This is a genomic window from Mitsuaria sp. MSU3D (assembly GCF_056867975.1).
Map to the genome: position 1 here is coordinate 4,728,304 of NZ_CP200314.1, position 15,332 is coordinate 4,743,635.

Sequence of the window (15,332 nt, forward strand, 5' to 3'; positions counted from 1 at the left end):
GGAACCTCGGAACTTGAACGTCGGGCCTAGTGCTTGAACTTCGCGGCGGCGTCGGGATCGATGTCCACGTACTCCCACCAGTTCAGCCAGAACTGCGGACGACGGTAGCCGTTCATCTGCGGCTGGGCGATGTCGGTGATGAAGCGGTGGCCGCGGTACTTGTACGGCATGTAGGCGACCGCATAGCGCTTGGTCTCCTCGAAGATCTTCATGCGTTGCGGCCCGTCGGGCAGATGAGAGGCTTCGTCGTAGAGCTTGTCGACCGCCGGCAGCCGGAATCGCGCGTAGTTCTGCGCCCCGATCTGACCGCTGTACATGCGCGCCAGCGAGTCCTGCCCGTCGGGTTTGGACGCGGACGTCGCCAGCGACCAGATCTGGTACTTGCCGGCGCGCAGCGACTTCAGGTTCTCCGGCCACTTCGCCGGCTTGAATGCGATGCGCAGGCCGATCGCGTTCAGGTTCTTCTGGACGATCTCGTCGATCTGGCGCTGGAACTGCTCGGGCGTGGTCAGGCTCTCCAGCAGCAGCGGGCTGCCGTCGGGCCTGTCGCGCCAACCGTCGCCGTCCTTGTCGACGTAGCCGTAGAGGTCGAGCAGCGCCTTCGCGCGCGCCGGGTCGAAGCTGCTCATGTCGCTGCGGAAGTCCGGGTCGTAGCCGGTCGTGCCCGGCATGTACAACGACTGCGCCAGCATGGCCTGTCCGCGACGCACCAGGCGCAGTTCGCGCGAGACGTCGATCGCCAGCCCGATCGCACGGCGCAGCGCGATCTTCTCCGGCGTGTAGCCGCCGATGACCGGGTCCTCCATGTTGAACACGGTGAACAGCACGTCCGACGCGACGGTCCGGTACGCGTGCTTGCCCTGCTTCTCGAGGTTGGGCGCGATCCTGCCGTTGGGCATCGCCTGGGTGATGAAGTCCTCGGGCGTGCGCTCGATGAAGTCGTACTCGCCGTTCAGGAAGGACAACCAGCGCGGCTGGTTCTCCTCGATGACGCCGATCTCGACGCGATCGACCATGGGCAGGCGCCGGCCCTTGAAGCGCGCCTTCAACGCCTGGCCCTCCGCGTCGTCGGGCGCGGGATCCACTTCCTGGTCGTAGAAACGCTCGCGGTAGACGGGGTTGCGTTCCAGCACCATCAGCGAACTGCGCCGCCACTGCTTGAGCACGAACGGCCCCGTGCCCACCGGATGCGCCATCGAATCGCCCGGATAGGCCTCGATCACCTCGCGCGCGACGGCGCCGTACAGGTCGCCCTGCGCGAAGACCTCCATCAGGCGCGGCCGCGTCTCCTTCGACTTGAACTGCAGCGTGTAGCGGTCCAGCGCGCGCAGGCCCTCGATGGGCTTGTCGTAGTCGAAGGGCTTGCCGGACTTGCGGACCTGCTCGTGGTACTCGTTGAGGCCGACGAGCAGGAGTTCCTCGACTTCGCTCCAGGCCGGCGACGCCACCGCCGGGTCGGCGAAGCGCTTGATCGAATACACATAGTCCTCGGCAGTCAGTTCGCGCGACTTGCCCTTGAAGGCCGGGGCGTCCGCGAAACGGATGCCCGGGCGCAGCTTCACCGTCCAGACCTTGTAGTCGTCAGAGGTCTCCGGCATCGCCGCCGCGGTCAGCGGCTTCATGCGTGCGGGGCGCGCGAGCTGGTCGTAGGTGTAGAGCCCCTCGAAGATGTGGGGCGTGATCGTCCGCGAATAGATGTCGGAGATCTTCGCGGGATCGAAGCCCGTCTCCGCGACGCGGAAGGCGTAGCGCAGGACCTTGGGCGCGGAGGCCGAAGAGGCCGCGCCTGTCGGCGCGCTGGCGCCGTCCGCCGCATGACCGGCATTCGCGCCGGCCATCGCCAGCGCGGACGCGAGGAGTGCCCCGCGCAGGATCGAAGGGAAGCGTCGGGCGCGGAGCATCGTCATGGGCGGCGGCGTGGCGTCAGTGCTTCTTCGCGTGAGCCTTGGCCAACGCATCCGGGTCGATGTCGACGAACGTATAGAAGTCGCGCTGGTAGAGGTTCTTGTCGTAGCCGATCACCCAGGGCTGGGTGATGTCGGTGTAGATGCGATGCACTTCGACCTTGTAGGGCATGTAGGCCGTCAGCAGCCGCTGCGCGTCCTGCATGACCGCGACGCGTTCGGGGCCGTCGGCCATCGAGTGCTGCTTGCGGAACAGCGCGTTGAATTCGGGCAGGTCGAAGCGGGCCTTGTTCGACTGGCCCTTGCTGCCGCCGTAGGCCAGGCCGAGGAAGTTCTCGCCGTCGGGGATGTCGGCGCTCCAGCCCATGCCCCACATCTGGAGCTTGCCGGCGTTGGCGGCCTTCAGGTTCTCCGGCCACTTGGCGATCTTGAACTTGATGCGGACCTTCAGCGCGTCCATGTCCTTCTGCCAGAGCTCGACCAGCTGCCGGTTGCGGCCGTCGGGCTGCGTCGCGTACTCGAGCACCAGGGGGCTGCCGTCGGGCAGGTCGCGCCAGCCGTCGCCGTCCTTGTCGACGTAGCCGTAGAGGTCCAGCAGCGCCTTCGCGCGTGCGGGGTCGTACTGGCTCATCTCGGTCTTGAAGGCCTTGTCGTAGCCGGTCACGCCCGGCGAGATGATCCCCTGCGCGGGGATCGCCTGGCCCTTGCGGGGCAGGCGCACCTGGCGTTCGACGTCGACGCCCAGTGCGATCGCGCGACGCAGCGCGATCTTCTCCGGCGTGTAGCCGCCGACGACCGGATCCTCCATGTTGAAGTAGGAGGCCGAGATGTCGGCGCGCTCGTAGCGGACCGCCCGCATGCCGTCCTTGACCAGGTTGGGCGCGAGCTTGTTCTGCGGAATCGCCACCGGCGCGAAGTCCTCCGGCAGCTCGTCCATGAAGTCGAATTCCTTGCGCAGGAACGCGAGCCAGCGCGGCTGGCTTTCCTCGATCACCGAGATCTCGACGCGGTCGACCATCGGCAGCTTGCGGCCCTGCAGGCGCTTGACCGCCTCGACCAGCGCGGGCGGACGGTCCGCGCCGACTTCCTCGTGATAACGCACATCGCGGAAGTTGGGATTCTTCTCCAGCACCATGCGCGACGAACGGCGCCACTCGGCGAGGCGCCAGGCGCCGGTGCCGACCGGGTGTTCCATGATGCGGTCGCCGTAGAACTCGACGACCTCGCGCGCCATCAGACCCACCATCGGATCGGCGAAGTGCATGAGGAAGCGCGGATCGCTGTTGGCGACGCGGATCTCGACCGTGTAGCGGTCCAGCGCGCGCACGCCGTCGACCGGCCGCGCGTAGTCGAACGGCGTCTTGTTCTTCAGCGCCTCGGCGCGCACCTCGGACAGGCCGAGGATCTTCGCGCCTTCGAGGCGATACAGGTGACCGCTCTTGTTGCGCGGGTCGTAGTGGCGCTTGACCGTGTACACCAGGTCGTCGGCGACCAGCTCGCGCTTCTGGCCCTTGAACGCCGGATCGTCGTTGAAGTAGATGCCGGGCTTGATCTTGAAGACGAAGCGCTTGAAGTCGTCGGAGACCTCGGGCATGCCGTCGGTGATGTTGGGCTCGAGGCGATACGGGCGGCCCAGGTAGCTGTAGCGCAGCGGCGCGTCGAAGATCGCCGCCGTGATGTTGCGCGAGTACAGGTCGGTGACCTGCACCGGATCGAAGCCGGTCTCCGCGACGCGGATCGCGTAGCGCAGCACCTTGGGCGCGGGGGCCGTCGCGGCCGTGTTCACGGGCGCATCGCCAGCGGCCTGCGCGCTCGACGGGATCGCCGTCAGGGTCGCCAGGATCGCCAGGGATGACGCGAGGGATGCCGAAAGTAAGAGCGCCTGGGATTGTGTCCCGGCCGTGCCGCGTCGCATCTGGATGCCGTCCTTGAATTCGAAAGCGCGCCAGTCTAGTGGGCGATGTCCGCGCCCGCCATGCCAACAACCCCGAGAGCTTGAACGCAAGGGCGAGCGGGGGCGCATTGCGGATGAACACACCTGTTTCCACGAGGGTCCATCATCAGTTTTCTTCGATGGATTCAGGGCAAATGCCGGTGCGGGGCTTGCAGGCGCTCACGTAGACTCGCGCGTGGTTTTCGACCCTCAGGCCCCGGCCGTCACAAGCGTCCGGGGTTTGTCTTTATCGGTCGCCGCGTTCGAAGACGGGCTCGGCGGCGCTTGCTTGGAGTTCCGCGCGTATGGCGGCCTATCTCATCAGGCGCCTGTGGCAAATGATCCCCACCTTGCTGGGTGTCGTGCTGCTGGTGTTCTTCCTCTTCAAATGGTTTGGCGGTGATCCCGCCGAAGTGCTGGGCGGCCTGAACGCCAGCCAGGACCAGATCGAGGCCATCCGCGATCAGCTCGGGCTGAACAAGCCGGTGTGGGAACAGCTGTGGATCTTCCTGCAGCAGATCGTCACCTTCGACTGGGGCAAGAGCTGGGCGACCAACGAGTCCGTGGCCAACCTCTTCGCCACGCGCATGCCGGCCACGCTGACGGTGATGCTGCCGATCCTGGTGCTCGAGGTGATCCTGGCGATCCCGTTCGCGCTGGCCGTCGCCTACATGCGCGGCAGCCTCACGGACCGCGCGGTGATGATCCTCACGACGGTCGCGGTGTCCATCTCGCTGCTGGTCTACGTGATCGTCGCGCAGTACTTCTTCGCCTTCCGCCTGGGCTGGTTCCCGGTGCAGGGCTGGAGCGATTCGCTGTGGACCAATCTGACGACCTACGCGCCGCTGCCGGTGCTGGTCGCGGTGGCCGTCGCGCTGTCGCCGTACACGCGGCTGTACCGCACCTTCTTCCTTGACGAGATCGGCCACGAGTACGTCCGCACCGCGCGCGCCAAGGGCATGACCGAGAAGACCATCCTGCTCAAGCACGTGCTGCGCAACGCGATGATCCCGATCATGACCAACATCTCGGTGGCGCTGCCGGGGGTGTTCGTCGGCTCCTTCCTGCTGGAGGTGTTCTTCTCGATCCCCGGCCTGGGCCGCGAGATCCTGCTGGCGGTCAACCGCAACGACTATCCGGTGATCCAGGCCTTCGCGATCTACATCGCGGCGCTGACGATGGTGGTCAACCTGATCACCGACCTTCTCTACAAGCTGGTTGACCCGCGGGTGGTCCTCAAATGAGCGCAGTGCTGTCCAACCAACCCGTGGGCGTGAAGCCCCAGCGCTCGCGCGGCGTCTGGTACGCCTCGTGGCGGCGTCTGAAGTCCGACAAGCTCGGCATGTTCGCGATGGTCGTCGTCGCGTTGTCGCTGCTGCTGGTGCTGGCCGCCGGCCTGGGCCTGGTGGCCCGCGACTGGCAGAAGGAGACCGGCGTGCCCAACGCGCCGCCGACCTTCGTCGGTCCCGCGCCGGCCGAGAGCGCCGGCGCGATCGCGCAGCCCAAGGGCCCGAACGTCGACCTGAGCGACATCGACCCGCTCGCGCCCAAGTACGCCGAGTGGACCGAGAAGGCCAAGCAGTACAAGACCGACGAGGCGCCGCGCGCCGAGACGCTGCCCTTCGGCGGCGACCGCCTGGGCCGCGACGTGCTGGCCAAGGCCATCAAGGGCGCCGAGATCTCCATCATGGTCGGCGTCCTGGCCGCGCTGGTGGCCACGCTCATCGGCACCGTGCTGGGCGCGCTGTCGGGCTTCTACGGCGGCAAGGTCGGCGACTTCCTGGAGTGGGTCTACAACGTCTTCACGGCGATGCCCAACATCCTGCTGATCTTCGCCTTCGCGGTGGTCTTCGGCCGCGGCGTGCTGCCGGTGGTGATGATCCTGGGCCTGGCGGGCTGGACCGGCATCTACCGACTGGTGCGCGCCGAGTTCATGAAGCACTCGGTGCGCGAATACGTCCGCAGCGCCGAGGCCATCGGCGCGAGCAAGAGCTCGCGCATGTTCAAGCACATCCTGCCCAACGTCTCGCACGTCGCGCTGGTGCAGCTCTCGCTGCACGTGGTGGGCTTCATCAAGAGCGAGGTCATCCTGTCCTACCTCGGGCTGGGCGTCAGCGTGGACCAGGTGTCCTGGGGCACGATGCTGGCCGAGGCGCAGAGCGAGCTGATCCTGGGCTACTGGTGGCAGCTGGCCGCGGTGACCGGCTTCATGGCGGTGTTCGTCACGGCGTTCGCCCTCTTCACGGATGCGCTGCGCGACGCGCTCGATCCCAAACTGCGCGGTCTGGAGTAACGCCATGCTGTTGAGCATTCAAGACCTGAAGGTCGCCTTCCGCATGGGCAAGGTCGACGGCGCCATGCAGCGCCAGCTGGCCGTCAAGGGCGTCAGCTTCGACATCCCGGAGAACCGCACGGTGGCGCTGGTGGGCGAGTCGGGCTCGGGCAAGAGCGTCACGGCGATGTCCATCCTCAACCTGCTGCCCGACAACGCCGAGCGCACCGGCGCGATCCTGTTCCAGGGCCGCGACCTGCTGAAGACCTCGCTGCGCGAACTGCAGTCGGTGCGCGGGCGCGAGATCGCCTGCGTGTTCCAGGATCCGATGAGTTCCTTGAACCCGGTGTTCCCGGTCGCGGACCAGATCATGGAGCCGCTGATCAAGCACCTGGGCATGAGCCGGCGCCAGGCGCTGGTGCGTGCCGAGGAGCTGCTCAACGAGGTCGGCATCCCCGACCCCAAGCGGCGCCTGAAGAGCTATCCGCACGAGATGTCCGGCGGCCAGCAACAGCGCGTGATGATCGCGGTGGCGCTGGCCTGCAGCCCCAAGCTGCTGATCGCCGACGAGCCGACCACCGCGCTGGACGTGACCATCCAGCGCCAGGTGATGGAGCTGCTCGCGCGCCTGAAGGAATCGCACCGGATGAGCATGCTGTTCATCTCGCACGACCTGGGCGTGGTGGGCGAGATCGCCGACCACGTCGTCGTCATGCGTCATGGCGAGGTCCGTGAGCAGGCGCCGGTGGCGGACATCTTCCACCACCCGCAGGACGCCTACACGAAGGCGCTGCTGGCCTGCCGGCCGTCGCTGACGGAGAACCCGGCGCGGCTGATGGTCATCGACGACCACATCGCCGGCCGTCTGGTGTCCGAGGGCACGGGCAAGGCGAAGGATCCGAATGCGCCGGTGATCCTCGAGGTCAAGGGTCTGAGGAAGAGCTTCTTCTTCAAGTCGGGCCTGTTCAGCAAGACCGAGTTCAAGGCGGTCAAGGGTGTCGACTTCCAGCTGCGCAAGGGTCACACGCTGGGCGTGGTGGGCGAGTCCGGCTCGGGCAAGACCACGATGGGCCTGACGCTGCTGCGGCTGCACGAGCCCACCGGCGGCGAGGTGCTCTTCGAGGGCAAGGACCTGCTGAAGATGAACGGGCCGGACTGGCAGAAGATGCGCCGCCGGATCCAGGTCGTCTTCCAGAACCCGTATGCCTCGCTGAACCCGCGCTTCACGATCGCGCAGACGCTGCTGGAGCCGATGGAGATCCACGGCATCGGCAAGAGCCACGACGAACGCGTGGCCACGGCCAGCGCGTTGCTGAAGAAGGTCGGGCTGGACGAGTCGGCGCTGCACAAGTATCCGCACGAGTTCTCCGGCGGCCAGCGCCAGCGCATCGCCATCGCGCGCTGCCTGACGCTGCAGCCGGAAGTGCTGGTGCTGGACGAGGCCGTCTCGGCGCTGGACGTCTCGGTCCAGGCCCAGGTGCTGAACCTGCTGAAGGATCTGCAGGACGAATTCGGCCTGAGCTACATCTTCATCAGCCATGACCTGGCGGTGGTGAAGTTCATCTCCGACGAGGTCCTGGTCATGCAGCACGGCGACGTCGTCGAGCAGGCCGATGCCCGCGCGCTGCTGGCAGCACCCAAGCAGGAGTACACCAAGCGTCTGTTGGGTGCCGTCCCACGCGGCTATCAAGGCACGGAGCCCACAGCGAGCGTCGCCTGAGCCGACCGGACAGGGGCCCCTTTTCGGAGGTCAAGGACGGAATTGCCGGCTCCGCCGGCGGAGGGACTTCGCTCGGACACAAACAGTCCTGAGGACTGTTTGTGCCTAGCGAAGGCCTGGGGCCTCTGGCCCCAGGCATGGAGAAAAGGGGCCCCTGTTCGGTCGGCTCCCGCTCGGTCCCTCAACCCCTTGCCCCCGCCCGCCCCCGAATGCACCAAAACCGAACTTTCCACAAGCGCGAAGACTAGCCCCTCGCTCACGCGGGACGACCTCCTGCTCGCTCCTCCAGCGATGGCTAGAATGGCCAGCAAGTTTTGTGCCGTCAGGATCCCCCCATGTCGCTTCGCCGCCCTTTGCTGTTGTCGACCGCGCTCGCGCTGGCCTTGGCCGCGCCTTTGTCGCAGGCCGCGAAGGACGACCGCGCCAAGCCCCTGAACCTGGTCTTCGATCGTGAAGGCGCGATCGACAAGGTCAAGCAGCGGTCCGAGTTCAACGGCAACGTGATCATGACCAAGGGCTCGATGGAGCTGCGCGCCGACCGGATGGACGTCCAGGAGACCAGCGACGGCTACTACCAGGCCTACGCCAACGGCACCTCCGCCAAGCAGGTGCATTTTCGCCAGGACCGTGACACCCCCGGCGAGCGCATCGAAGGCCGCGCCGACCAGATCGAATACGACACCCGCACCGAGACCATCCGCCTGGTCGGCAACGCCGAAGCGCGGGTGATGCAGGGCGACCAGCTGAAGCAGGCGCTCTCCGGCGCCACGCTGAACTACGACAACCGCACTGAACGCCTGATCGTCGAGACCGGCGCCGGTTCGCCGCATCCGAGCGGCCGCGGCCGTGTCGTGCTGATGCCGCGCAACGCCGCGAGCGAACCGCCGCCCGCCAGCAGCGCCCCGCTGCCGTTGCGCCCCAGCATCAACCTGACGCCTCGCCAGTCCCCCCAGCAATGACGGAAGCCCGCACGAACGCTCCCCGGAGCCGCCTCCAGGCCTGGGGGCTGCAGAAGTCTTACGGCGTCAGGAAGGTGGTCAAGGACGTCCACATCGACCTGCACAGCGGCGAGGTGATCGGCCTGCTCGGCCCGAACGGTGCCGGCAAGACGACCAGTTTCTACATGATCGTGGGCCTGGTCCGCGCCGATGCCGGCGAGATCCAGATCGACGGCCAGCCGGTGCAGACGATGCCCATCCACCAGCGCGCGCGCATGGGGCTGAGCTACCTGCCGCAGGAGGCGTCGATTTTCCGCAAGCTCAACGTCGAGGAGAACATCCGCGCCGTGCTGGAGCTGCAGCTCGACGAGAAGGGCAAGGCCTGGCCCTCGTCGCGCATCGACGCGGAGCTGGACAAGCTGCTCAACGAGCTGTCGATCGAAAAGCTGCGCGACACGCCCGCGCCGGCGCTGTCCGGCGGCGAGCGCCGCCGCGTCGAGATCGCCCGCGCGCTGGCCACGCAGCCGCGCTTCATCCTGCTGGACGAGCCCTTCGCCGGCGTCGACCCGATCGCGGTGCTGGAGATCCAGCGGATCATCCGCTTCCTGAAGCAGCGCGGCATCGGCGTGCTGATCACCGACCACAACGTGCGCGAGACGCTGGGCATCTGCGACCGCGCCTACATCATCAGCGAAGGGGCGGTGCTCGCCGAAGGCACGCCCCAGCACATCGTCGAGCATCAGGACGTGCGCAGGGTCTACCTCGGCGAACACTTCAAGATGTAAGGGCCGGGAGTCGACATGAGGCCGACGCTACAGGTTCGCCTGTCCCAGCATCTTGCGCTGACGCCTCAGCTGCAGCAGTCCATCCGTCTGTTGCAGTTGTCGACGCTGGAGCTCCACCAGGAGGTGGAGCAGATGCTCGCGAGCAACCCGCTGCTGGAGACCGACGAGGAATTCGACGCCCCGCTGCCGACCGCCACGCAGGAGCGCCTGACCGAGCGCGAGGAACGCGAGGAGCGCGTCGCGCAGACCGAGTCGGACGCGCCCGCCGGCGACACGCCCGCGGGCGACGAGATGCGTGCCGAGGAATTCGGCACCACCGAACGCGACGACTGGGAGAACGGCACCGAGCGTGACGACTTCGACGGCATCCGCGAAACGCCGGGCAGCGCGTCCTCCTCGTCCGGGGACGACGACGAGCGGCCCGAGACCGAAGCGCCCGACGAATCGCTGCAGGACGTGCTGCGCGGACAGATCCCCGGCATGAACCTGAGCGCGGTGGATCGCGCGGCGCTGCTGGCGCTGATCGAATCGCTCAACGAGGACGGTTATCTGGAGGACCCGCTCGAGGAGCTGGTCGCCGCGATCCTCGGCGAGGACGCCGATCTGGAGCAGCGCGAGGAGCTGCTGGACCGCTTCAAGGTCGCGCTCAAGTGGCTGCAGTCGATGGAGCCCGCCGGTGTCGGCGCGCGCGACCTCGGCGAGTGCCTGGAGCTGCAGCTGCGCACGCTGCCGCGCTCGCCCGAGCAGGCGCTGGCGATCGTGATCTGCCGCCGGCACCTGGACCTGCTCGCCAAGCGCGACTGGCGCCGGCTGATGTCGCTGACCGGCGCCGACGAGGAGCTGCTGCGCGACGGGCAATCGCTGATCGCCGGCCTGGAGCCCAAGCCGGGCCGTCGCTACGCGCGCAGCGAGAACCGGCCCGTCATCCCCGACGTGATCGTGCAGAAGGCGGGGCGTAATTTCCGCGTCTCCATCAACCCGGACGTGCTGCCCAAGCTGCGCATCAACGATCTCTACGCGCAGGCGCTGCGCGCGACGCGCGGCGGCGTGAGCAACTCGCCGCTGGGCGGGCAGCTGCAGGAGGCGCGCTGGTTCATCAAGAACATCCAGCAGCGCTTCGACACGATCCAGCGTGTCAGCGAGGCGATCGTCGAGCGCCAGCGCGGATTCTTCACGCACGGCGAGCTGGCGATGAAGCCGCTGGTGCTGCGCGAGATCGCGGACGAGCTGGGCTTGCATGAATCGACGATCTCTCGCGTCACGACCGCCAAGTACATGGCGACGCCGTGGGGCACCTTCGAGCTGAAGTACTTCTTCGGGTCGAGCCTGTCGACCGAGGCCGGCGGCAATGCGTCCAGCACGGCGGTGCGCGCGCTGATCAAGCAGTTCATCGCGGCCGAGGACACCACCAGCCCGCTGTCCGACAGCCAGCTGTCGACGATGCTCGGCGAGCAGGGCATCACCGTGGCGCGACGCACCGTCGCGAAGTACCGCGAGGCGCTCAAGCTCGCGCCGGCCAATCTGCGCAAGTCGCGCTGACGTCGCACTGCCACCGCCGCTGGCCCTCACCCCTGCCCTCTCCCGCAAGCGGGAGAGGGCGTCAAGCCACGGTCGACGTCGGTGGGACAATCGGTTGCTTGATCCTCCCGGGCGCCGCGGCGCCTGATTCACGCTGCACGCACGATGTCCGATTCCGCCTATCACCTGTTCCTGCCCTGCGCCGCCGGCGTCGAAGACTGGCTGGAGGCGGAGGTGCGCGACATCCTCGGTCCGGACGAGTGTCTGCAGGGCCCGAAGGCCTTCCGCGGCGGCGTCGGCCTGTACGGCACGCTCGCGGCGGTGATGCGGCTCAACCTGCACAGCCGGCTCACGCAGCGCGTGCTGATCGAGGTCGCGCGCGAGGAGTACCGCCACGAGGACGACATCTACGCGATCGCGCGCACCGTCGACTGGACGCGCTGGATCACGCCGCAGCAGACGTTGCGTGTGGACACGACGGCGCAGCGCTCGCCGCTGCACAGCTTGAACTTCGCGACGCTGCGGGTGAAGGATGCCGTCTGCGACATCCTGCGCGACGCGACCGGCGAGCGGCCCAGCGTCGACACGCGCTGGCCGGACCTGCCGCTGCAGCTGCATCTGACCGAGGACCTGGCGACGGTCTATGTCGACAGCTCGGGCGAATCGCTGTTCAAGCGCGGCTGGCGTGAGGACAAGGGCGACGCGCCGCTGAAGGAGACGCTGGCGGCCGCGATGCTGGCCGCGGCGGGCTGGAAGGGCACGCGGGAGGCCGGCGGCGCGTTGCACGATCCGTGCTGCGGCTCGGGCACGATCCCGGTCGAGGCCGCGACCATCGCCTGCAACATCGCGCCGGGCATCCAGCGTCGTTTCGCGTTCGAGAAGCTGAAGCCGTTCCAGACACTGCTGCCGACCTGGCGCGCGATCAAGGAACAGGCGCGCGCGGCGGAGCGTCCGTCCGAGGTGCCGATCTTCGCGAGCGACGTGTCGTTCCGGATGGTCGACTTCGCGCGTCGCAACGCGGAGCGCGCCGGCGTCGCGCAGTACATCCAGTTCAACGGCGGTGACGCGCTCGAACGTCCTGCGCCGGCGCTGCTGGACGACATGCCCGGCACGCTGATGCTGAACCCGCCCTACGGCGAACGGATCGAGGTGCGCGGCAAGGCCGGCACGCAGCGCATGGACGGCGGCGCGCTGTCGGAGGAGCGTGATGCGGGCGACGACTTCTTCCCGCGCCTCTCCGCGCATTGGAAGCGCGCCTACACGCAGCATCCGGCGGGATGGACCGCGTGGCTGCTGTGCCCGGAAATGAAGTTGCCCAGCAAGATGCGACTCAAGGAGTCGCGCCGCATCCCGATGTGGAACGGACCGATCGAATGCCGGCTCTTCAAGTTCGATCTTGTCGCAGGATCGGCCCGCAAGCAGAACGCCGGCAACACTGACTCCGACGAGTAACTCCGCCGAAGGTAGGCCCCCTTGGTGGGGATGCGCCTCCCCCGACGATGCGATTTCTTTTCGAGGGAATGACCGAGATGATTCACGCTGAACTTGGACCTGAATTGGAGGCCTACGTGCAGCAGTTGATCGACAGCGGTCGGTATTCATCCCGGCAGGAAGTGCTGAAGGAAGGCGTCCTTCTCCTTCAGCAGCAGGAGCATTTGAAGGCCTTCAAGGCCATGCTCGACAAGGGCATCGAGGACTCGGAGAACGGCCTCGGTCGCCCTGCCGACGAGTTCTTCGACGAACTAGTGGCTAAGACTCGCAAGCGTCCCGAAGGATCCTGATGCACGTTCACCTCCTCGCGGAGGCTGAAAAGGATCTGCTCGATATTCACAAGTACATCGCCAGGTACGACGAGCGAAATGCGGACGCTTTTATCTTCGAATTGCGCCGAAAGATCGCGTCGCTGTCTCACAGGCCGGAAGCTCATCCGCTCATCGGTCTCGGTGACATTCGACGGCGGCTGCACGGCCGCTACCTGATCCTGTTTCGGCTCATTCCTCGTCTCAACCGCGTGACGATCATCCGCGTTCTCCATTCGGCGCGGGATATCAACATGATCGAGCTTCTTTAGCGCCGGCCGAATTTGCCCGAAGGGAGAGGGACGCGAATTGAAAGTCGACGAACGAAATCTGATTGAGAGCGCGGATGCCTCATCAAGTACGAAAGTGCTCGGCAATGATAAGAAGCCACAGAAGTCAGCAGCGGCGCAGTCAAGCGCCTTCGACGCATCGATTGAGCGTGGCCTCGCCGAGATCAACGCTGGTGGCGGTATTCCAGCTGAGCTAGCCTTCAAAAGACTGTTCGAGAAGTACCCTCACCTGCGATGAGGCACGGTGGCAGAGCCCGCTCAAGCTTCGGTCAGCGCTAACCAGCCAAGAACGGCGAGCGGCGCAGTGTCGGCCCGCAGGATCCTGGGACCGAGCTTCGCAGCGCTGAACCCGCGTGATCGGGCGGACTGCTCCTCAGCTTCGCTGAGACCACCTTCGGGGCCGCTGAGGACGGTGATGCGTTGCGCATCGGTCGATGACGACGTCAGTGTCGACAAGGGCTGCGCGGCCACCGGGCTCAGCAGCCAGCGCTGCTCGTCGGCATCGGCGGGTAGCTCGGCGAGCCAGGACGCCAGCGTCTTCACCGGCGCGACCTGCAAGGGCTTCGAGCGACCACACTGCTCGGCCGCCGCGATCGCGACGCCTTGCCAGTGCGCGCGTTTCTTGTCCGCGCGGTCGCCGTTGAGGCGAAGCACGGAGCGCTCGCTCATCAGCGGCTGGATCGCTACCGCGCCGAGCTCGCAGGCCTTCTCGACGATGCCGTCCATCCGGTCGTTGGCCGGCATCACGACAGCCAGCGTGACCGCGCGCTTGAGCTCACGATCGACCGCCTGACGCGCCTTCAGCGCGACGCGGACTTCGCTGCGCCCCATCGCCGTGACCGCCGCGGTCCACTCGTCGCCGCTGCCATCGAACAGCGTGACCTCGTCCCCCGGCTGCAGCCGCAGCACCTGCACATGACGCGCCGCCCCGGGGGGCAGCGCCAGTTCAGCGTCGAGCCCCACCGCACCCAGCGGCTGCTCGACAAACAACCTCGCCGCCAACGCTCACCCCTTGTTCTTGCCCACCCAGGCGGCGAAAGCCGTCAGGACCTTGCGCAGGAAGGCTTCCGTCTCCGGCTTCGCGACGCTGCCGTCATCCTTGAACATGTCGGCCGCGCCGCCGAGGTAGACCTCCGGCGACGGCAACAGCGGCGTGTTCAGGCAGGCCAGCACCTGGCGCAGATGGTGGTTCGCACCGAAGCCGCCCAGCGCGCCCGGCGACAGCGTGATCACCGCGGCCGGCTTGCCGTCGAAGGCACTCTGACCGTAGGGCCGCGATCCCACGTCCAGCGCGTTCTTCAGCACGCCGGGGATCGAGCGGTTGTATTCGGGGCTCACGAACAGCAGCGCGTCCGCGGACTTCACCGCCTTGCGGAAGTCGACCCACGCCGCCGGCGGCTCGGCCGCCTCGTCTTCGTTGTAGAAAGGCAGCGCGCCGATCTCGACGATCTCGAGCTTCAGCTCAGCGGGGGCCAGGTTTGCCAGCGCGAGGGCCAGCTTGCGGTTGAACGACGCCTTGCGCAGGCTGCCGACCAGTACCGCGACGCGGTAGGACGTGGACATGGAGGGGCTCCCAACAATGGAAGGACCGCCTCCAGGATGTCAGGCGGTCCGGTTCAGTTGAACCCCAGTGTCGCACGCAGTTCGTGCGCCGCGGCGTCGCCCTTGGCGGCGCGCACGCGGTCGATGATGTCCAGCGCCAGGGTCTGCAGCTGGCTCATGTCGGCGCACTGCTCGACCTCCAGCGCGATCTTGTAGCCCTTCAGCAGCCCCTGCTGCTTGGCGAAGGTGCTCAGCGCCGTGTACAGCTCCTGGTAGGGCAGCGACGAGGTGGGCGCGCCCGCCAGCCGCGACGGCACGGGTCGCGACGCCGAGGCGCCACTCATGCGCGACGACGGCCCGCCCGATCCCAGCGGGGTCGCGATCGATGCCGGGCCCATGGGCCGCGACAGCGGCGCACCGGCGGTCACCTTCACGAGCTGATGCTGCACCAGCAGTTCGAGATCGGCGGACGTGGCGCCTTGCACCACCCCCACCCAGTCGCCGCCGGTCTTGCTGGCGTCGATCACCAGCAGCAGGTTGCGCGCCACGCGCGCTTGCACCAGCGCGCGCGACTTGATTTCCGCACGCCCGGCCTCGGTCTTTTCGTAACGTTCTTCGAGCACGGCCTTGC

15 protein-coding genes are annotated in these 15,332 nt (G+C 67.1%); 10 read left to right on the forward strand and 5 right to left on the reverse strand.

What is annotated here, in order from left to right; genetic code table 11:
* Positions 1-26 precede the first annotated feature (26 nt).
* Entirely contained in the window at positions 27-1,907 is a 1,881-nt protein-coding gene (locus AC1VNM_RS20765; RefSeq protein WP_483108158.1) for an ABC transporter substrate-binding protein, read from the reverse strand.
* Positions 1,908-1,923: 16 nt separating this feature from the next.
* Positions 1,924-3,690, reverse strand: coding sequence for an ABC transporter substrate-binding protein (locus AC1VNM_RS20770; RefSeq protein ID WP_483108159.1), 1,767 nt, complete (start codon positions 3,688-3,690; stop codon positions 1,924-1,926).
* A gap of 452 nt (positions 3,691-4,142) precedes the next feature.
* Between AC1VNM_RS20770 and AC1VNM_RS20775 the strand changes: the two genes are divergently transcribed.
* From AC1VNM_RS20775 to AC1VNM_RS20820, 10 genes are all read left to right on the forward strand, one after another.
* Positions 4,143-5,081 carry an ABC transporter permease gene (locus AC1VNM_RS20775; protein WP_377159237.1) on the forward strand — a complete coding sequence of 313 codons (939 nt, stop codon included), beginning with the start codon at positions 4,143-4,145 and terminating at the stop codon, positions 5,079-5,081.
* Positions 5,078-6,130: an ABC transporter permease gene (locus tag AC1VNM_RS20780; RefSeq protein WP_377159235.1), complete on the forward strand. Its 1,053-nt coding sequence runs from the start codon at positions 5,078-5,080 to the stop codon at positions 6,128-6,130. The genes AC1VNM_RS20775 and AC1VNM_RS20780 overlap by 4 nt, the downstream gene beginning before the upstream one ends.
* Positions 6,131-6,134: 4 nt before the next feature.
* Positions 6,135-7,829: an ABC transporter ATP-binding protein gene (locus tag AC1VNM_RS20785; protein ID WP_483108160.1), complete on the forward strand. Its 1,695-nt coding sequence runs from the start codon at positions 6,135-6,137 to the stop codon at positions 7,827-7,829.
* Between the two features lie 335 nt (positions 7,830-8,164).
* Entirely contained in the window at positions 8,165-8,788 is a 624-nt protein-coding gene (gene lptA / locus AC1VNM_RS20790) for a lipopolysaccharide transport periplasmic protein LptA (RefSeq protein WP_377159231.1), read from the forward strand.
* Positions 8,785-9,552, forward strand: coding sequence for an LPS export ABC transporter ATP-binding protein (lptB, locus tag AC1VNM_RS20795; RefSeq protein ID WP_377159229.1), 768 nt, complete (start codon positions 8,785-8,787; stop codon positions 9,550-9,552). Before lptA ends, lptB begins: the two co-directional genes overlap by 4 nt.
* Before the next feature lie 15 nt (positions 9,553-9,567).
* Entirely contained in the window at positions 9,568-11,091 is a 1,524-nt protein-coding gene (locus tag AC1VNM_RS20800; protein WP_377159227.1) for an RNA polymerase factor sigma-54, read from the forward strand.
* 144 nt (positions 11,092-11,235) lie between these two features.
* Entirely contained in the window at positions 11,236-12,522 is a 1,287-nt protein-coding gene (locus tag AC1VNM_RS20805) for a THUMP domain-containing class I SAM-dependent RNA methyltransferase (RefSeq protein WP_483108161.1), read from the forward strand.
* Between the two features lie 68 nt (positions 12,523-12,590).
* Positions 12,591-12,851 carry a type II toxin-antitoxin system ParD family antitoxin gene (locus tag AC1VNM_RS20810; protein ID WP_377159223.1) on the forward strand — a complete coding sequence of 87 codons (261 nt, stop codon included), beginning with the start codon at positions 12,591-12,593 and terminating at the stop codon, positions 12,849-12,851.
* Positions 12,851-13,141, forward strand: a complete 291-nt coding sequence (locus AC1VNM_RS20815; RefSeq protein ID WP_377159221.1) for a type II toxin-antitoxin system RelE/ParE family toxin — start codon at positions 12,851-12,853, stop codon at positions 13,139-13,141. The genes AC1VNM_RS20810 and AC1VNM_RS20815 overlap by 1 nt, the downstream gene beginning before the upstream one ends.
* A 37-nt stretch (positions 13,142-13,178) precedes the next feature.
* Entirely contained in the window at positions 13,179-13,397 is a 219-nt protein-coding gene (locus AC1VNM_RS20820) for a hypothetical protein (RefSeq protein WP_483108162.1), read from the forward strand.
* Between the two features lie 20 nt (positions 13,398-13,417).
* Here AC1VNM_RS20820 and AC1VNM_RS20825 read toward each other — a convergent pair whose 3' ends face one another.
* From AC1VNM_RS20825 to AC1VNM_RS20835, 3 genes are read right to left on the reverse strand one after another with little or no spacing between them, the layout of a single operon-like run.
* On the reverse strand, positions 13,418-14,161 hold the full coding sequence (locus tag AC1VNM_RS20825) for a 16S rRNA (uracil(1498)-N(3))-methyltransferase (protein ID WP_483108163.1): 744 nt from the start codon (positions 14,159-14,161) through the stop codon (positions 13,418-13,420).
* Between the two features lie 3 nt (positions 14,162-14,164).
* A complete protein-coding gene (locus tag AC1VNM_RS20830; RefSeq protein WP_431100675.1) occupies positions 14,165-14,722 on the reverse strand; it encodes an NADPH-dependent FMN reductase in 558 nt (185 codons plus the stop codon).
* 53 nt (positions 14,723-14,775) lie between these two features.
* Entirely contained in the window at positions 14,776-15,324 is a 549-nt protein-coding gene (locus AC1VNM_RS20835; RefSeq protein WP_483108164.1) for a hypothetical protein, read from the reverse strand.
* Positions 15,325-15,332: the final 8 nt, after the last annotated feature.